We start from the raw sequence: 17,646 nt of genomic DNA on the forward strand, positions 1-17,646 counted from the left end.
CCCTTGAGGATCGCTGCATGCCTGGCATCACGCGCGAGGAGGTCGCCCACCTCGCCCGGCTGTCGCGTCTGGAGCTGAAGGCCGAAGAGCTCGACCACTTCGCCGAACAGCTCGACGTGATCATCGGCGCGGTCGCCCGCGTTTCCGATGTGGCCGACGAGGACGTCCCCCCGACCTCCCACCCGCTGCCCCTGACCAACGTCATGCGGCCGGACGAGGTCCGCCCGTCGCTGACCCCCGAGGAGGCGCTCTCCGGCGCCCCCGCCCAGGAGCAGCAGCGTTTCAAGGTGCCGCAGATCCTGGGGGAGGACTGACCACATGACGGAGATCATCAAGCTCACCGCCGCGGAGATCGCCGCGAAGGTGGCCTCCGGCGAGCTCACGGCCGTCGAGGTCGCCGAGGCCCACCTGGCCCGCATCGAGGCCGTCGACGAGAAGGTCCACGCCTTCCTGCACGTCGACCGCGAGGGCGCGCTCGCCCAGGCGCGCGAGGTCGACGCCAAGCGCGAGCGCGGCGAGAAGCTCGGCCCGCTGGCCGGCGTCCCGCTCGCCCTGAAGGACATCTTCACCACCAAGGGCGTCCCGACCACCGTCGGCTCCAAGATCCTCGAAGGCTGGATCCCGCCGTACGACGCGACGCTCACCAAGCGTCTGAAGGACGCCGACGTCGTCATCCTCGGCAAGACCAACATGGACGAGTTCGCCATGGGGTCCTCCACCGAGAACAGCGCCTACGGCCCCACCGGCAACCCCTGGGACCTCACCAAGATCCCCGGCGGCTCCGGCGGCGGTTCCTCCGCGGCGCTCGCCGCCTACGAGGCCCCCCTGGCCATCGGCACGGACACCGGCGGCTCCATCCGCCAGCCCGCCGCCGTCACCGGCACGGTCGGCGTCAAGCCCACCTACGGCGCGGTCTCCCGCTACGGCATGGTGGCCTTCTCGTCCTCCCTCGACCAGGGCGGTCCCTGTGCCCGCACGGTCCTGGACGCGGCCCTGCTGCACGAGGTCATCGCCGGCCACGACCCGCTGGACTCCACCTCCATCGACGCCCCGGTCCCGCCGGTCGTCGAGGCCGCCCGCAACGGCTCCGTCGCCGGCATGCGCGTCGGCGTCGTCAAGCAGTTCCGCGGCGAGGGCTACCAGGCCGGTGTCATCCAGCGCTTCGACGAGTCCGTGGAGCTCCTCAAGGAGCTCGGCGCCGAGATCGTCGAGCTGGACTGCCCGTCCTTCGACCTGGCGCTGGCCGCGTACTACCTCATCGCGCCGTCCGAGTGCTCCTCGAACCTGGCCCGCTTCGACGCCATGCGCTACGGCCTGCGCGTCGGCGACGACGGCACCCGTTCGGCCGAGGACGTCACCGCCCTGACCCGCGAGGCCGGCTTCGGTCCCGAGGTCAAGCGCCGCGTCATGCTCGGCACCTACGCGCTGAGCTCCGGCTACTACGACGCGTACTACGGCTCCGCGCAGAAGGTCCGCACGCTCATCTCGCGCGACTTCGACACCGCTTTCGAGCAGGTCGACGTGATCGTCTCCCCGACCACGCCGACCACCGCCTTCGCGATCGGCGAGCGCGCGGACGACCCGATGGCGATGTACCTCGCGGACCTGTGCACCATCCCGACCAACCTGGCGGGCAACTCCGCCATGTCGCTGCCCTGTGGCCTCGCGCCCGAGGACGGGCTGCCGGTCGGTCTGCAGATCATCGCTCCCGCCATGAAGGACGACCGGCTCTACAAGGTCGGTGCCGCGGTCGAGGCCGCGTTCACCGAGCGCTGGGGCCACCCGATTCTCGAGGAGGCACCGTCGCTGTGAGCACCGACAAGAAGAGCGCGCTGACCAAGGCCAAGGGCTTCAAGAAGTCCAAGGCCGGCACGTACCTGTCCATCGGCACCACGCTGTTCGGTGCGATCAGCGTGGCCAAGCAGGCGAAGAAGGCGCGCGGCGAGCAGGACACCCTCCAGCTCGTGGACGCGGTCGTCTCCGCGGCCGCCATCGCCACCGGCGTCGCCCTGCTCGTCCGCGAGCTGCGCCGCATGAACAGCGACGACGTCCTCGCGGGCTGAGCCGGGACTGAGAGGTTAGTTTTCCGTGACCGTCACTGAACTGGTGTCGTACGAGGAGGCGCTTGCCACCTACGAGCCCGTCATGGGGCTCGAGGTGCACGTCGAGCTCGGCACCAAGACCAAGATGTTCTGCGGGTGCTCCACCGAGCTGGGCGCCGAGCCCAACTCGCAGACCTGCCCCACCTGCCTCGGCATGCCCGGCTCCCTGCCGGTCGTCAACGCCGTCGGCGTCGAGTCGGCCGTGAAGATCGGTCTCGCGCTGCACTGCGAGATCGCCGAGTGGTGCCGCTTCGCCCGGAAGAATTACTTCTATCCGGACATGCCGAAGAACTTCCAGACCTCCCAGTACGACGAGCCCATCGCCTTCAACGGCTACCTGGACGTCCAGCTGGAGGACGGCGAGGTCTTCCGCGTGGAGATCGAGCGCGCCCACATGGAGGAGGACACCGGCAAGTCCACGCACGTGGGCGGTGCCACCGGCCGCATCCACGGCGCGTCCCACTCCCTGCTGGACTACAACCGCGCCGGCATCCCCCTCATCGAGATCGTCACCAAGCCGATCACCGGTGCGGGCGAGCGCGCCCCCGAGGTCGCCAAGGCGTACGTCGCCGAGCTGCGCGAGCTCATCAAGGCGCTCGGCGTCTCCGAGGCCCGCATGGAGATGGGCCAGATGCGCTGCGACGTCAACCTCTCGCTGATGCCGAAGGGCGCCGAGAAGTTCGGCACCCGCAGCGAGACGAAGAACGTCAACTCGCTGCGTTCGGTCGAGCGCGCCGCGCGCTTCGAGATCCAGCGGCACGCCGCGGTGCTGTCCTCGGGCGGCACGATCCTGCAGGAGACCCGTCACTTCCACGAGGAGGACGGCTCCACCACCTCCGGCCGCATCAAGGAGGAGGCGGAGGACTACCGCTACTTCCCCGAGCCGGACCTGGTGCCGGTGGCCCCCTCCCGCGAGTGGGTCGAGGAGCTGCGGGCCACCCTGCCCGAGCTGCCGCGCGTGCGCCGCAACCGGCTGCGCGAGGAGTGGGGCGTCTCCGAGCACGACATGCAGTCGATCCTCAACGCCGGCGCGGTCGACCTGATCGTCGCCACGATCGAGGCCGGTGCCGACGCCGCCTCCGCCCGCAAGTGGTGGATGGGTGAGCTGGCGCGCCGGGCGAACGAGGCCGGTACCGACCTCGCCGCCCTGGAGATCACCCCCGGGCAGGTCGCCCGGGTGTGCGCGCTGGTCGCCGAGGGCTCCCTCAACGACAAGCTGGCCCGCCAGGTCATCGAGGGCGTGCTCGCGGGCGAGGGCGACCCGGACGAGGTCGTCGACAAGCGCGGCCTGAAGGTCGTCTCCGACGAGGGCGCGCTGGGCACGGCCGTGGACGAGGCCATCGCGGCCAACGCGGCCGTCGCCGACAAGATCCGTGCCGGCAAGGTCGCGGCGGCGGGTGCGCTCGTCGGCGCGGTCATGAAGGCCACCCGGGGCCAGGCGGACGCGGCGCGCGTGCGCGAGCTGATCCTGGAGAAGCTGGGCGTCGAGGGCTGATTCCGGCCCCTCGGCATCCCGCCGTCAACGGCGCACGATGGCCGTCCCTCTTCGGAGGGGCGGCCATCGGCCGTTCCCGGAGCGGTGGGAATCGGCCTGGGTCCGCCCGGGGCGGTCCGAATTCGGCCATAGGTGTCCCAGACGCCGAAACGGTCCGGCATGATCGCGACAGCGGGCCGGTCCGCGTGCCCGCATGCGAATGCTGGGGGTAGGGACATGCGACGGGTGACAACGGGACTGGCGGCGCTCCTGCTGGCGGGCGCCGGGCTGGCGGCGACGCTGCCGGCGGGCGCGGCGGTGGCGGCCGGGGCCCCGGCGACGGCTCCCGCGGCCTGCGCGGCCGACTGGGGGAGCTCGCCCAAGGTGAGCACGGCCACCGAGTACAAGCCGCTCAGGGACATCAGGACCGGCCGGCACGACTGTTACGACCGCATGGTCTTCGACATCCTGGGCCCGGACACCGGGGCGCCGGTCGGCTACCGCGTGCAGTACGTCGACAAGCTGCACCAGGACGGCTCCGGGGACGTCATCCCGGTCGGCGGCGGCGCCGTCCTGGAGGTCCGGGTGGCCGCCCCGAGCTACGACCCGACCACGGGCAAGCCGGTCTACGACGGCAAGGCGGGCCGCCCGCTGCCCGGCGTGGACGTCAGCGGCTACCGGACGTTCCAGGACACCCGCTTCGCGGGCAGCTTCGAGGGCGACACACAGGTGGGCCTCGGAGTGCGGGGACGGCTGCCGTTCAGGGTGTTCCAGCAGGACAACCACATCGTCGTGGACGTCGCCCACACCTGGCGCGGCTTCCGCTGAGCGACGTCACCGATCGTCGGTCCGTCACTACCGTATGACATAAACCCGGGTGCACTGTGGTATAACCCACAAAACAGACAAAGGATCTTTCCGCGCTGCCACAGTGGGCGGCAGAGGGCCCCTGGGGCCCTCTGTCCCATGCTCAACCTTCCTCAGCGGTCGTCACCACGGGGCCAGTCCCGGCGAGATCGACGCGTTACCCGGGAAGCAGGTTATGACCTCACTTGCCCGGTGGTGCCTGCGCCGCCGTCTCGCCGTCATCGCCCTGTGGCTCGTGGTGCTGGCCGGCACGACCCTAGCGGCCACCCTCGCCGGCTCCGCCTACTCCGACGACTACCGCGTCCCCGGTACCGAGTCCTCCCGCGCGACGGCCCTGCTGGAGAAGGCGTTCCCCGGCCGCGGCGGCGACGACACCATCGTCTGGCACACCGACCGGGGGACCGTGCGCTCCGCCGAGGTCGAGCAGCGCATGACCGCCGCCCTCCGCAAGGTCGCCGCGCTGCCCGGCGTGGCCTCGGTGGACAGCCCGTACACCGGCGGGCGCGGCAGTGCGCAGATCAGCCCCGACCGGCACACCGCCTACGCCTCCCTCACCTTCGACGGCGCCACCGGCGACCCGGAGCCGGCGCAGGTCGAGAAGGTCGTCGAGACCGCCCGTGCGGCGGCGGACGGCAACCTCCACGTCGCGCTGGGCGGCAGCGGCATCGCCTCGTCCCAGGAGTCCAGCGGACACCTGAGCGAGATCATCGGCATCGCCGTGGCGGCGGTGGTCCTGCTGGTCGTCTTCGGCTCGCCCGCCGCGAGCGCGCTGCCGATCGCCACCGCGGTCGTCGGCGTGGGCACCGCCTCCATGGGCACCGTCCTGCTGAGCCACCTCATGAAGGTGGCCGATTTCGCCCCCATGCTGGGCACCCTGATCGGCCTCGGCGTGGGCATCGACTACGCCCTGTTCATCGTCACCCGGCACCGGCGCGGCCTCAAACAGGGGCTGCCGGTCGCGCTCGCGGCCGAACGGGCCGTCGCCACCACCGGCCGGGCCGTCGTCTTCGCCGGCGGCACCGTCTGCGTGGCGCTGCTCGGCATGCTGATCCTGCGGCTGAGCTTCCTCAACGGCGTCGCCCTCGCGGCCTCGCTGACGGTCGTGCTGACCGTGGCCGCCTCCGTCACGCTCCTGCCCGCGCTGCTCGGCGTCATCGGCGAGCGCGCCCTCAGCCGGCGCGAGCGCCGCCACCTGGCCGAGCACGGCCCCCGGCCGGACACCCCCACCGGCCTGGCCGCCCGCTGGTCGGCGCTGGTCGAGCGGCACCCCAAGCTGCTGGGCACGCTCGCGGCGGCCGTCATGCTCGTCCTGGCCCTGCCGACGCTCTCGCTCCACCTGGGCACCTCCGACCAGGGCAACCAGCCCGCCTCCAGCACCACCCGCCAGGCGTACGACATGCTGGCCCGCGGCTTCGGGCCCGGCGTGAACGGGCCCCTGACGCTCGTGGCGCCGCTGGGCAGCGCCGCCGACAGCCTGGCCTTCAACAAGCTGCCCGACACCCTGCGGCACACCCCGGGCGTCGCCTCCGTCACCCCCTCGGTCCTCAACGGCAGCGGCGACACCGGCGTCATCACCGTCGTTCCCACCACCTCGCCCCAGTCCCGTGCGACCAGCGAGCTCGTGGACCGGCTGCGGACGGAGGTCCTGCCGAAGGCCACCGGCGGCAGCGGCCCCGCGGTGCGCGTGGGCGGCATGACCGCCGGCTACGACGACTTCGCCGGCGTGATACTGGGCAAGCTCCCGGTGTTCGTGGGCACCGTCGTGGGCCTGGGCTGCCTGCTGCTCCTGCTGGCCTTCCGCAGCATCGGCATACCGCTGAAGGCCGCGGCGATGAACATCGCCGCCGTGGCGTCGTCCTTCGGCCTCATCGTGGCGGTCTTCCAGTGGGGCTGGGGCAGCGAGCTGCTCGGCCTGGGCGGCGCCGGACCCATCGAGCCCTTCCTGCCCGTGGTCATGGTCTCGGTGCTCTTCGGGCTGTCGATGGACTACCAGGTCTTCCTGGTCAGCCGGATGTACGAGGAGTGGCTGGCCACCCGCGACAACACGCGGGCCGTCCGCGTGGGCCTCGCCGAGACCAGCCGGGTGATCAACTCCGCGGCGGTCATCATGATCTCCGTCTTCCTGGCGTTCGTGCTCAGCGGCGACCGGGTGATCGCGATGTTCGGCATCGGCCTGGCCTCGGCCGTGGCCCTGGACGCGTTCGTCCTGCGGACGCTGCTGGTCCCGGCGCTGATGCACATGCTCGGCGGCGCCAACTGGTGGCTGCCGACCTGGCTGGAGCGGCTGCTGCCGCGCATCAGCATCGAGCCGCCGGAGGAGCACGAGCCCGTGGTGCCGCTGCCCACCGCGCCCGTGGTGCACCGGGCCGACCGGACGGACGAACCGGCCGGGGCGGTGGCGCTCGGCCGCTGAGCGGCACAGGCCGGGGTGCCGCTCAGCCGGTGCCGGGGCCGTCAGCCGCGGCGTGGCCGGATGACCACCTGTCCGGAGTCGAGGTCGATGGGGCCCTTGCCCGGGTCCCCGTCGCCGACGTCGTCCCGGGTGAGCTCCAGCCGGTTGAACTCCTCCTCCGTGTGCTCCCTGCCCGGCGCGAACAGCTCCTCGAACACGTTGAACACGGCACCACCCCTTCCGTCAGGTCACCTTCAGCCGCAGCAGCCGGTCGTCACCGGCGGCCGGGCTGCCCCTGCCGTCGGTGTTGCTCGTCGTCAACCACAGACCGTCGTCCCCCACGGGAACAACAGTCCGCAGCCGCCCGTAGTTCCCGTGCAGGAAGGCCCGGGGTCCGGCCGCGGCCGCGGAACCCCGCAGCGGGATGCGCCACAGCCGCTCGCCCCGCAGCCCGGCCATCCACAGCGAGCCGGCCGCGTAGGCCAGCCCGCTCGGTGAGGCGTCGGTCGTCCGCCACTGCACCACCGGGTCCTTCAGGCCCGCCCGGTGCGCCGTGCCCTCGGCCTGCGGCCAGCCGTAGTTCCCGCCGGGCTCCACCAGGTTGAGCTCGTCCCACGTGTCCTGGCCGAACTCCGACGCCCACAGCCGCCGCTCCGCGTCCCACGCCAGGCCCTGCACGTTGCGGTGCCCGTAGCTGTAGACCACCGAGCCGGGGTCGGGATTGCCGGGCGCGGGCCGGCCCTCGGGGGTCAGGCGCAGGATCTTGCCGCCCAGGGACGCCCGGTCCTGGGCCAGGTCGCGCCGGCCGCTCTCGCCCGTACCGGCGTAGAGCATCCCGTCGGGGCCGAAGGCGATGCGGCCGCCGTTGTGCACCGTCCCCTTCGGGATGCCGCGCAGGACCACCTCCGGCGTGCCCAGCCGCCGGCCCTCCGGCGCCCCCTCGTCGACCGGCATGCGGACGATGCGGTTGTCGGAGCCGGTGGTGACGTAGGCGTACAGCAGGTGGTCCGTGGCGTAGCGGGGCGACGCGGCGAGGCCCAGCAGGCCGCCCTCGCCCGCCGCGGCGACGTCCGGCACCGTGCCCAGCGGCGTGCGCCGGCCGCCGACCGCCGCGACGCGCACGACCGTGCCCGTGTCGCGCGAGCCGACCAGCAGGTCCCCGCCGGGCAGCGGGGCCACGCCCCAGGGCGACGTGAGCCCGGTGGCGAGCGTGGCGACGACCTCCGCCGAGCCCCGGGCGGAGCCCGCCGGGGCGGTGGGTGCGCCGGCGCGCGAGGAGGAGGGGGCCGGGCCTTCGGAGGGCGAACCGCCGGAACAGCCCGTGACGATCAGCAGCGCGGACACGGCCAGTGCTGCGTCGGCGGTCGGGCGTCGCACGAGGGTCTCCTCTCGCGGGAGCGGATCACCCCTCCTTGATACACCCCGCCACCGACACCGCCGCGGTCCCACGACCCGTTCCCACGACCCGTTCCCACGACCCGTTCCCACGACTCGTTCCCACGACCCGTTCCCACGGCCCGGTCCCGCGACTCAGTCCCACGATCCCATCGCGCCGGGCAGCGCCGTGATCTCGGCCAAGTCCTGCGCCGTCAGCCGCAGTCCGGCGGCCCCGGCGTTCTGCACGGCCCAGCGCGCCTTCTTCGTCCCCGGCACCGGCACCACGTGCCGCCCCTGGGCCAGCACCCAGGCCAGGGCGACCTGGGCGGCCGTGGCGCCGTGGCGGTCGGCGACGCGCCGCAGCCCGGCCACTATCGGCTGGTTGGCGGCCATCATGTCCGCGGTGAAGCGGGGGTGGCGCGCCCGGACGTCCTCCGGCTCGAACCCCTGCCCCGGGGTGAGCGTGCCGCTGAGGAATCCGTTCCCCAGGGGCATCGCGGCCAGCAGCCCCACCCCGCGGGAGGCGCACCACGGCACCAGCCGGTCCAGCGCCTCCCGCGACCAGACCGACAGCTCGGCCTGGACACAGCTGACGGGGAAGACCTGCTGCACCCTCTCCAGCTGGCGGATCGTGGCGTCGTACATCCCCGCTCCCGTCCCGGCCGCCGCGCCGTACCGGCGCCGGGCCCGGGCACCGATCGCACACCAGCCCAGCGCCCGGACCTTGCCCGCGGAGACCAGCTCGGCCATCGCCCCCCAGGTCTCTTCGACGGGCACCTCCGGGTCGGGGCGGTGCAGTTGGTACAGGTCGATGACGTCGGTCTGCAGGCGCCGCAGCGAGGCGTCGCAGGCGCGCTTCACATAGCCGGGCCGGCCGTTGGCGACGATGTGCTGCTCGCCCACCAGCAGCCCGCACTTGGTCGATATGAACGCCTCCGAGCGCCGCTCCCGCAACACCCGCCCCACCAGCAACTCATTGGTGAACGGGCCGTACATGTCGGCGGTGTCCAGCAGCGTGGCCCCGGCGTCCAGGGCCGCGTGGACGGTGCGCAGCGCGGTCTCGCCGCTCTGCTGGGAGGCGCTGTACGCCCAGTGCATCGGCATGCACCCGAGGCCGATCGCACCCACTTCGAGCGCCGTCGCACCGATTGTCCTGCGCTCCACCGGCCGTACCCCTCCCGTTCCTCGGCCCCAAAACTAACCTCTGCCACTGAAGTCACTTCGCATAGCCTCCAGACATGAGCGCAGATCACAGCGGTTCCCAGCGACCCCTCGCCTGGCTGCCGATCCGTCCCGAGGAGATCGACGGCCTTCCCGAGGGCCTGGAGTACGCCTACTGGGACGGCGGTCCCGACTTCCCCACCGATCCGGCGCGCTGCGCCTTCTACGGCATCCCCTACATGAAGGGCGCCGCCGTGGAGACGCGCCCGCTGCCCGCGATGACGGGCGTGCGCGTCGTCCAGGCCCTGACCGCCGGTGTGGACGACCTCCTGCCCGAGGTGGGGCGGCTGCCCTCCGGCGCACGGCTGTGCAACGCCCGCGGCCTGCACGACGCGAGCACCGCCGAGCTGGCCCTGACGCTCGTCCTCGCCTCCCTCCGTGACGTCCCCGGCTTCGTCCGCGCCCAGGACGCGGGGGAGTGGAGGCCGTCCTTCCGGCCGGCGCTCGCCGACAAGTCGGTGCTCGTCGTCGGCTACGGCTCGATCGGCGCCGCCATCGAGGACCGGCTCGTTCCCTTTGAATGCGCGCGGGTTGTGCGCGTCGCGCGCTCCCCGCGCACGGCAGCACGCGGCCCGGTCCATCCCGTGACGGCCCTGCCGGAACTGCTGCCCGACGCCGACGTGGTGATCCTCGCGACGCCGCTCACCCCGGAGACCACGGGCCTCGTGGACACCGCCTTCCTCGCCCGTATGAAGGACGGCGCGCTCCTGGTGAACGTCGCCCGCGGCAAGGTCGTGGACACCGAGGCGCTCCTGGCCGAGCTGGAGAGCGGCCGGCTGCTGGCCGCCCTGGACGTGACGGACCCCGAGCCGCTGCCCGCCGGTCACCCGCTGTGGAAGGCCCCGGGAGTCCTCGTCACGCCCCATGTGGGCGGCCCCTCCTCGGCGTTCCTGCCCCGCGCCAAGGCCCTCCTGCGAGATCAACTGACCAGATTCGCACGGGACGAGCCTCTGCGGAATGTCGTAGCCACCGCCGTCTGATACCACGTAGAGGCACCGTTTGGCTGCGCTGTGTATCCGTAATCCGGTAGCTAGTTACGCTATGTATATGAGCTATGTCCCTGAGTGACGACTCTGGTGTATCGTCCCGACGGGGGCTGCTCCGCGCACCGTACGGGCGCAGCGAAGTACCGGAACTCAAGGGGGGCGACGGGCGATGCACGGCCAATGGACGATCTACCCGACGCGGCTCAAGCACCGACCGCGACCGCACGGCGCGGCGACCCCGGCCCGACGGCTCCCGAGGACCGGCGGCCCGTTCAGGGCGGCGGCGCGGTGAGCGCGCCCGGAGCGGCCCTGACCGGCCGGCCGGCCCAGGCCGGCCGCCCGGGCGTGTTCCCCCAGCTGTTCCTCGCCGTCGTCTGCGGCGGCTACGCCACCGGCGCCGTCTTCGGCTGGGGCTCGGCCGAGCTGGCCACCACCATGGGCGACTTCGGCCTCAGCGGCGCCGCCGGGCTCGCCGCCGCCTCCTGCTTCTGGTACGGACGCACCCGCAGCACCCGCTTCCGGCCCGCCTGGCTGCTGTTCGCCGCCTCCTCCGCGATGGCCGGCTTCGGCAACTTCGTCTGGGGCTGGTACGAGGTCGTCCTGGGCCGGCACGTGCCGAGCCCCTCGCCGGCCGACTTCTGCTTCCTGCTGTTCGCACCGCCCGCCATCATCGGCCTGCTGGTGCTCGCCCGCCGCCCGGTCACCCGCGCCGGCTGGGTCTGCCTGGCGCTGGACTCCTGGCTGATCGGCGGCTCGCTGCTGACGCTCTCCTGGAGCCTGGCCCTCGCCCACACCGCGCACTTCGCGGGCGAGACCGTCGCCCACGCCGCGCTCTCCCTCGCTTACCCGCTGCTGGACATCGTGCTGGTGTCCATGGTGCTGGCGCTGCACTTCAAGCGCTCGTCCGCCAACCGCTCCGCCATCAACACCGCCATCGCGGCCCTGGCCCTGACGGTCCTGTGCGACGCGCTGTTCACCTCGCCGCTGCTGCGCGAACACTACCGCTCGGGGCAGATCCTCGACGCGGGCTGGTTCGCCGGCTACATGCTCATGGCGTACGCGCCCTGGGTGGCACGGGAGGAGGGCGAGGAGACCCTCGCCCGGCGCGGCCGGGCCGTGCCGCCCGCCGGCCGGCCCATCGCCGGCTCCCTCGCCGCCCTCACCCCGTACCTGGCCGCCGCCGTCTGCACCCTGGGCATCCTGTACAACGTCCTGGACGGCCACCACGTCGACCGCGTCGTGCTGTTCACGGGCTGCACGGTCGTCCTGGCACTCGTCGTCCGCCAGGGCATCATGCTGCTGGACAACATCTCCCTCACCCAGGAGCTGGCCCAGAAGGAGAACCACTTCCGCTCCCTGGTGCAGGGCTCCAGCGACGTCATCATGATCGCCGCACCCACCGGCATACTGCGCTACGTCAGCCCGGCCGCCGCCGGGGTCTACGGCCGCGACGCCGAGGAGCTCGTCGGCTCCGAACTGGCCACCCTCATCCACCCCGAGGACCTGGGCCGCGTCGTCCACGAGGTGCGCCGCTTCCTCGCGGCACCGCCCGCGGAGGAACCCACCACGCGCATCGAGTGCCGCTTCCGCTCCGGCAGCGGCGAGTGGCTCAACGTCGAATCCACCGTCAACCGCCACCACGGCGGTCTGATCTTCAACAGCCGCGACGTCACCGAACGCGTCCGGCTGCAGGCCCAGTTGCAGCACACCGCCGAGCACGACCCGCTCACCGACCTGCCCAACCGCGCCCTGTTCACCCGGCGCGTCCAGCAGGCCCTCGCCGGCCGCAGAGTCACCGACGCCGGCACCGCCGTGCTCTTCATCGACCTCGACGGCTTCAAGGCCGTCAACGACACCGTCGGCCACCAGGCCGGCGACGAACTCCTGGTCCAGGCCGCCCGCCGCCTCCAGGACTCGGTGCGCGCCGGCGACTCCACCGCCCGCTTCGGCGGCGACGAGTTCGCCGCGCTCATCATCGGCGACGGAACCCGCGACGCCGCCGCCCGGGAGTACCGCATCCTGGAGATCGCCGACCGGCTGCGCGTCACCCTCTCCCAGCCCTACCTGGTCGAGGGCGGCACCGAGGTCCGCGTCGCCGCCAGCATCGGCGTGGCCTTCGCCGAGCCGGACATCACCCCCGGCACCCTCATGCGCAACGCCGACCTGGCCATGTACCGCGCCAAGCAGGCCGGCAAGGGCCGCGTCGAGCTGTACGCACCGCAGATGCAGGCCGACGTCGTGCGCCGCACCGAGCTCGCCACCCGGCTGCGCACCGCCCTGCACGACGGCGAGTTCGCCCTGCTGCACCAGCCCGTCGTCGAGCTGGCCACCGGCCGCATCACCGCCGTCTGTGCGCAGGCCCGCTGGCGCTCCGCCCAGGGCATCCTCTTCACCCCCGACGAGTTCCTGCGGGTGGCCGAGATGGACCGCGGCGACGAGAGCGCCCGCACCGCCGAGCTCGGCCGCTGGACGCTGGAGAGGGCCGTCGAGCAGGCCGACCGGCGCCGCCGTGCGGGCCACGCCGTGCCCGTCCACGTCCGCCTGTCCGCCGCCCGCCTCCTGGACAAGTCGCTGCCGCCCAAGAACATCGAGGCGATCGTGCTCCGCCACGGCCTGCCCGCGGGCTCCCTGGTCCTGGAGCTCTCCGGCAGCGACCCGCGCATCCCCCTCGACGAGCTCGAACGCCGGCTGGCCTCGCTGCGCCGCTTCGGGGTGCGCATCGCGCTCGACGGCTTCGGCAGCGGATACGCCGCCATGAGCGCCCTGCGCCGGCTCCCCATCGACGTCCTCAAGCTCGACCGGGGCCTGGTCGAAGGGGTCGCCGACTCCGCCCGGCTGCACAAGATCACCGCAGGGCTGCTGCGGATCGCCGGCGACCTCGGCATGCTCTCCGTCGCCGACGGCGTCGACGAGCCCGAGCAGGCCCGCGCCCTGCTCGCCATGGGCTGCACCCACGGCCAGGGCGCCGCCTTCGCCGGAGCGCTCGACGAGGCCCGGCTGCAGCACGCCCTCGACAGCGGCCCCTACACCCTCCCGAGTGAATCCGCCGGGGGCGGCCGTGAGGTGCTCGTCGGAGGCGCACTGCCCGTACGCTCCGGAGCAGTGGGCGGTGCGGGAGCCCTCGCACATGCTCCATTGCGCTCAAATAATGAGACGCCCGTCCCACCCACTTGACACTTCAGGTGCCCCAGAGGGAGGGTCGTTTTCATGCGCACCCGAATTCTCGTACTTGGAAAGCGCGTCGGCTGAAGCAGGCCCATGAAGTCCTGCTGACCACACCGGCGCGCTCCCCTCGCTTGCCTCACGGCACGAGGGGTTTTTTGTTGCACTGACACCCATCGAAGTCGCACTGACACCCCTCGAACACCCGTCGAAACCGTCGAAACCGAAGCCTTCGAGAAGAGAATGTCGATGACAGAGCAGGCCACCGGGGCCCATCATCATCCGCAGCCGCGGCCCCGAAGCGGCGGGGCGCAGCAGCCCGCCATCGTCGAGCAGCACCTCACCGGTGCGCAGTCCCTCATCCGCTCCCTGGAAGAGGTAGGGGCCGACACCGTCTTCGGCATCCCCGGCGGCGCGATCCTCCCCGCCTACGACCCGATGATGGACTCCTCGAAGGTCCGCCACGTCCTCGTCCGCCACGAGCAGGGCGCCGGCCACGCGGCCACCGGCTACGCGCAGGCCACCGGCAGGGTCGGCGTCTGCATGGCCACCTCGGGCCCGGGCGCGACGAACCTCGTCACCCCCATCGCCGACGCCCACATGGACTCGGTGCCGCTGGTCGCGATCACCGGGCAGGTGTCGTCCAAGTCGATCGGCACGGACGCCTTCCAGGAGGCGGACATCTGCGGCATCACCATGCCGATCACCAAGCACAACTGGCTGGTCACCGACCCCGCCGAGATCCCGCGCACCATCGCCGAGGCGTTCCACGTCGCCTCCACCGGCCGCCCCGGCCCGGTGCTGGTCGACATCGCCAAGGACGCCCTCCAGGCCCGTACGACCTTCGTCTGGCCGCCCCAGACCGACCTGCCCGGCTACCGCCCGGTGACCAAGCCGCACGCCAAGCAGATCCGCGAGGCGGCCAAGCTGCTCACCCAGGCCCGGCGCCCGGTGCTGTACGTCGGCGGCGGCGTGCTCAAGGCCAGGGCCACCGCCGAGCTCAAGGTCTTCGCCGAGCTGACCGGCGCCCCCGTCACCACCACCCTGATGGCCCTGGGCGCCTTCCCCGACAGCCACCCGCTGCACGTGGGCATGCCCGGCATGCACGGCTCGGTCGCCGCGGTCACCGCGCTGCAGAAGGCCGACCTGATCATCGCCCTCGGCGCCCGCTTCGACGACCGCGTCACCGGCAAGCTGGACTCCTTCGCCCCGTACGCCAAGATCGTCCATGCGGACATCGACCCGGCGGAGATCGGCAAGAACCGCACCGCCGACGTGCCGATCGTGGGCGACGCCCGCGAGGTCCTGGCCGACCTGATCGTCGCCGTCCAGGCCGAGCACGCGGACGGCCACACCGGCGACTACACCGAGTGGTGGACGGACCTCAGCCGCTGGCGGGACACCTACCCGCTGGGCTACGACCAGCCCGAGGACGGCAGCCTCTCCCCGCAGCAGGTCATCCAGCGCATCGGGGAGCTCGCGCCCGAGAACACCATCTACACCGCCGGCGTCGGCCAGCACCAGATGTGGGCCGCGCACTTCATCCGCTACGAGCAGCCGCAGACCTGGCTCAACTCCGGCGGCGCCGGGACCATGGGCTACGCCGTGCCCGCCGCCATGGGCGCCAAGGCCGGCCGGCCGGACCGCACCGTGTGGGCCGTCGACGGCGACGGCTGCTTCCAGATGACCAATCAGGAACTGGTCACCTGCGCGCTGAACAACATCCCCATCAAGGTCGCCATCATCAACAACGGCGCCCTGGGCATGGTCCGGCAGTGGCAGACGCTCTTCTACAACCAGCGCTACTCCAACACCGTCCTGCACTCCGGCCCGGAGTCGGACGGCAAGGAGGCCGCCGCCGGCACCCGCGTCCCCGACTTCGTCAAACTCTCCGAGGCCATGGGCTGCGTCGGGCTGCGCTGCGAGGACCCCGCCGACCTGGACAAGGTCATCGCCGAGGCCAACGCCATCAACGACCGTCCCGTCGTGGTCGACTTCATCGTCCACCAGGACGCCATGGTCTGGCCGATGGTCGCCGCCGGCACCTCCAACGACGAGATCCTCGCGGCTCGTGGCGTGCGCCCGGACTTCGACGGCATCGACGACGACTGACCGCCACCGACTTCGAGACGAGAGGCTCCCAGGCCATCCCATGACCAAGCACACGCTCTCCGTCCTGGTGGAGAACACCCCCGGCATCCTCGCCCGGGTCGCCGCGCTGTTCTCCCGCCGCGGTTTCAACATCGACTCCCTCGCCGTCGGGGTCACCGAGCACCCCGACATCTCCCGCATCACGATCGTCGTCAACGTCGAGTCGCTGCCGCTGGAGCAGGTCACCAAGCAGCTCAACAAGCTCGTCAACGTGCTGAAGATCGTCGAGCTGGAGGACAGCGCGGCCATCCAGCGCGAACTCGTCCTGGTGAAGGTCCGCGCCGACAACGAGACCCGCTCCCAGATCGTCGAGATCGTCCAGCTCTTCCGCGCCAAGACCGTCGACGTCTCCCCGGAGGCCGTCACCATCGAGGCGACCGGCGGCAGCGACAAGCTCGGCGCCATGCTCAAGATGCTGGAGCCGTTCGGCATCAAGGAGCTGGTGCAGTCCGGGACGATCGCCATAGGGCGCGGCGCGCGGTCCATCACCGACCGCAGCCTGCGCGCCCTCGACCGCTCGGCCTGACCCGCGTGCGCGCCGCCGCCCGCGGCCGCGCGCGGCGGCACCCCTCACCCTTCCCGCACCCCGCCCGTCATACGGTGGGACGTAACACCGGACACACCGGAAACAAGGAGATATCCCCAGTGGCTGCCGAGCTCTTCTACGACAACGACGCCGACCTCTCCATCATCCAGGGCCGCAAGGTCGCGGTCCTCGGCTACGGCAGCCAGGGCCACGCCCACGCGCTGTCGCTGCGCGACTCGGGCGTCGACGTCCGCGTGGGCCTCCACGAGGGCTCCAAGTCCCGCCAGAAGGCCGAGGAGCAGGGCCTGCGCGTCGTCACGCCGGCCGAGGCCGCGGCCGAGGCCGACGTCATCATGGTCCTCGTGCCGGACCCGATCCAGGCCAAGGTCTACGAGGAGTCCGTCAAGGACAACCTCAAGGACGGCGACGCCCTCTTCTTCGGCCACGGCTTCAACATCCGCTTCGGCTTCATCAAGCCCCCGGCCGGCGTCGACGTCTGCATGGTCGCCCCCAAGGGCCCGGGCCACCTGGTGCGCCGTCAGTACGAGGAGGGCCGCGGCGTCCCCTGCATCGCCGCCGTCGAGCAGGACGCCTCCGGCAACGCCTTCGCGCTGGCCCTCTCCTACGCCAAGGCCATCGGCGGCACCCGCGCCGGCGTCATCAAGACCACCTTCACCGAGGAGACCGAGACCGACCTCTTCGGCGAGCAGGCCGTCCTGTGCGGCGGTGCCTCGGCGCTGGTCAAGGCCGGCTTCGAGACCCTGGTCGAGGCCGGGTACCAGCCCGAGATCGCCTACTTCGAGTGCCTCCACGAGCTGAAGCTCATCGTCGACCTCATGTACGAGGGCGGCCTGGAGAAGATGCGCTGGTCCGTCTCCGAGACCGCCGAGTGGGGCGACTACGTCACCGGCCCGCGCATCGTCACCGACGCGACCAAGGCCGAGATGAAGAAGGTCCTCGGCGAGATCCAGGACGGCACCTTCGCCAAGAACTGGATGAAGGAGTACCAGGAGGGTCTGCCGAAGTACAACGAGTACAAGAAGGCGGACGAGGACCACCTGCTGGAGACCACCGGCAAGAAGCTGCGCAAGCTGATGAGCTGGGTCGACGACAAGGAGTAGTCCGCCGGCCGGGCCCCGGGGCACCCCCCGGGGCCCGGATCCGTCCCGCGGTGTCCGTGGTGTCCAGACCCCGGCGGGTGACGTTTCCGCAACGGCCCGGAGCCCGGCCGGGACGCCCCGATACACTGCGGGCACAACGCGTCAGGCTCACAGCGTCGTGCGTCTTCCACGCGGCTGCCCCCTTCACCGCCTCGGCCGTCGGGACGGCCGTCCTCCCCCGTGGCCTTGACGGCACGGGAGGGACCCCCACTGGACTAGTGAGGACTG

Annotated in this window: 14 protein-coding genes; 11 read left to right on the forward strand and 3 right to left on the reverse strand. The window is 72.0% G+C overall.

From position 1 onward, the window contains the following. Nucleotides 1–17: 17 nt before the first annotated feature. The 6 genes from gatC (at nt 18) to IE182_RS12945 (ending at nt 6,856) form a co-directional block, all read left to right on the forward strand. Complete coding sequence (gene gatC, locus IE182_RS12920) at nt 18–314, forward strand: Asp-tRNA(Asn)/Glu-tRNA(Gln) amidotransferase subunit GatC (protein ID WP_190109914.1); 297 nt, start codon at nt 18–20, stop codon at nt 312–314. A 4-nt stretch (nt 315–318) separates the two neighbouring features. After that, nucleotides 319–1,812 (forward strand): Asp-tRNA(Asn)/Glu-tRNA(Gln) amidotransferase subunit GatA, encoded by a 1,494-nt coding sequence (gene gatA / locus IE182_RS12925; protein WP_190109915.1) that lies wholly within the window; start codon nt 319–321, stop codon nt 1,810–1,812. Beyond that, the gene (locus tag IE182_RS12930) at nt 1,809–2,063 is read left to right on the forward strand and encodes a hypothetical protein (RefSeq protein ID WP_190109916.1); all 255 of its coding nucleotides are present in this window, start codon (nt 1,809–1,811) and stop codon (nt 2,061–2,063) included. The genes gatA and IE182_RS12930 overlap by 4 nt, the downstream gene beginning before the upstream one ends. 25 nt (nt 2,064–2,088) lie before the next feature. Then, nucleotides 2,089–3,597, forward strand: a complete 1,509-nt coding sequence (gene gatB, locus IE182_RS12935) for an Asp-tRNA(Asn)/Glu-tRNA(Gln) amidotransferase subunit GatB (protein WP_190109917.1) — start codon at nt 2,089–2,091, stop codon at nt 3,595–3,597. Between the two features lie 216 nt (nt 3,598–3,813). Then, nucleotides 3,814–4,404: an AMIN-like domain-containing (lipo)protein gene (locus IE182_RS12940; protein WP_190109918.1), complete on the forward strand. Its 591-nt coding sequence runs from the start codon at nt 3,814–3,816 to the stop codon at nt 4,402–4,404. A 214-nt stretch (nt 4,405–4,618) separates the two neighbouring features. Then, nucleotides 4,619–6,856 carry an MMPL family transporter gene (locus IE182_RS12945; RefSeq protein WP_190109919.1) on the forward strand — a complete coding sequence of 746 codons (2,238 nt, stop codon included), beginning with the start codon at nt 4,619–4,621 and terminating at the stop codon, nt 6,854–6,856. Between the two features lie 41 nt (nt 6,857–6,897). On the opposite strand, the gene IE182_RS12950 is transcribed toward IE182_RS12945, so the two are convergent. The 3 genes from IE182_RS12950 to IE182_RS12960 all read right to left on the reverse strand — a co-directional run bounded on the left by IE182_RS12950 (nt 6,898) and on the right by IE182_RS12960 (nt 9,376). Further along, nucleotides 6,898–7,062: a DUF6191 domain-containing protein gene (locus IE182_RS12950; protein ID WP_190109920.1), complete on the reverse strand. Its 165-nt coding sequence runs from the start codon at nt 7,060–7,062 to the stop codon at nt 6,898–6,900. A 16-nt stretch (nt 7,063–7,078) separates the two neighbouring features. Beyond that, nucleotides 7,079–8,212: a PQQ-dependent sugar dehydrogenase gene (locus IE182_RS12955; protein WP_190109921.1), complete on the reverse strand. Its 1,134-nt coding sequence runs from the start codon at nt 8,210–8,212 to the stop codon at nt 7,079–7,081. Between the two features lie 153 nt (nt 8,213–8,365). Further along, nucleotides 8,366–9,376, reverse strand: a complete 1,011-nt coding sequence (locus IE182_RS12960; RefSeq protein ID WP_190109922.1) for an aldo/keto reductase — start codon at nt 9,374–9,376, stop codon at nt 8,366–8,368. A gap of 74 nt (nt 9,377–9,450) precedes the next feature. On the opposite strand from IE182_RS12960, the gene IE182_RS12965 reads away from it, so the two are divergent. From IE182_RS12965 to ilvC, 5 genes are all read left to right on the forward strand, one after another. Beyond that, on the forward strand, nt 9,451–10,413 hold the full coding sequence (locus IE182_RS12965) for a 2-hydroxyacid dehydrogenase (protein WP_190109923.1): 963 nt from the start codon (nt 9,451–9,453) through the stop codon (nt 10,411–10,413). Between the two features lie 186 nt (nt 10,414–10,599). Then, entirely contained in the window at nt 10,600–13,593 is a 2,994-nt protein-coding gene (locus tag IE182_RS12970) for a putative bifunctional diguanylate cyclase/phosphodiesterase (RefSeq protein ID WP_190109924.1), read from the forward strand. Between the two features lie 231 nt (nt 13,594–13,824). Continuing rightward, nucleotides 13,825–15,693 carry an acetolactate synthase large subunit gene (locus IE182_RS12975; protein ID WP_190109925.1) on the forward strand — a complete coding sequence of 623 codons (1,869 nt, stop codon included), beginning with the start codon at nt 13,825–13,827 and terminating at the stop codon, nt 15,691–15,693. A gap of 40 nt (nt 15,694–15,733) precedes the next feature. Further along, nucleotides 15,734–16,258 (forward strand): acetolactate synthase small subunit, encoded by a 525-nt coding sequence (gene ilvN / locus IE182_RS12980; RefSeq protein WP_189451234.1) that lies wholly within the window; start codon nt 15,734–15,736, stop codon nt 16,256–16,258. A gap of 119 nt (nt 16,259–16,377) precedes the next feature. Beyond that, on the forward strand, nt 16,378–17,379 hold the full coding sequence (gene ilvC, locus IE182_RS12985; RefSeq protein ID WP_190109926.1) for a ketol-acid reductoisomerase: 1,002 nt from the start codon (nt 16,378–16,380) through the stop codon (nt 17,377–17,379). Nucleotides 17,380–17,646 lie beyond the last annotated feature (267 nt).

The organism is Streptomyces cinnamoneus (assembly GCF_014650495.1).
In the GTDB taxonomy this organism is placed as follows: Bacteria; Actinomycetota; Actinomycetes; order Streptomycetales; family Streptomycetaceae; genus Streptomyces; species Streptomyces cinnamoneus.

Excerpts from the sequence above, each read along its gene's own strand:
- gatC (WP_190109914.1), top strand. The coding sequence starts at position 18 with ATGCCTGGCATCACGCGCGAGGAGGTCGCCCACCTCGCCCGGCTGTCG.
- gatA (WP_190109915.1), top strand. The coding sequence starts at position 319 with ATGACGGAGATCATCAAGCTCACCGCCGCGGAGATCGCCGCGAAGGTG.
- IE182_RS12940 (WP_190109918.1), top strand. The coding sequence starts at position 3,814 with ATGCGACGGGTGACAACGGGACTGGCGGCGCTCCTGCTGGCGGGCGCC.
- IE182_RS12945 (WP_190109919.1), top strand. The coding sequence starts at position 4,619 with ATGACCTCACTTGCCCGGTGGTGCCTGCGCCGCCGTCTCGCCGTCATC.
- IE182_RS12965 (WP_190109923.1), top strand. The coding sequence starts at position 9,451 with ATGAGCGCAGATCACAGCGGTTCCCAGCGACCCCTCGCCTGGCTGCCG.
- IE182_RS12970 (WP_190109924.1), top strand. The coding sequence starts at position 10,600 with ATGGACGATCTACCCGACGCGGCTCAAGCACCGACCGCGACCGCACGG.
- IE182_RS12975 (WP_190109925.1), top strand. The coding sequence starts at position 13,825 with ATGTCGATGACAGAGCAGGCCACCGGGGCCCATCATCATCCGCAGCCG.
- ilvN (WP_189451234.1), top strand. The coding sequence starts at position 15,734 with ATGACCAAGCACACGCTCTCCGTCCTGGTGGAGAACACCCCCGGCATC.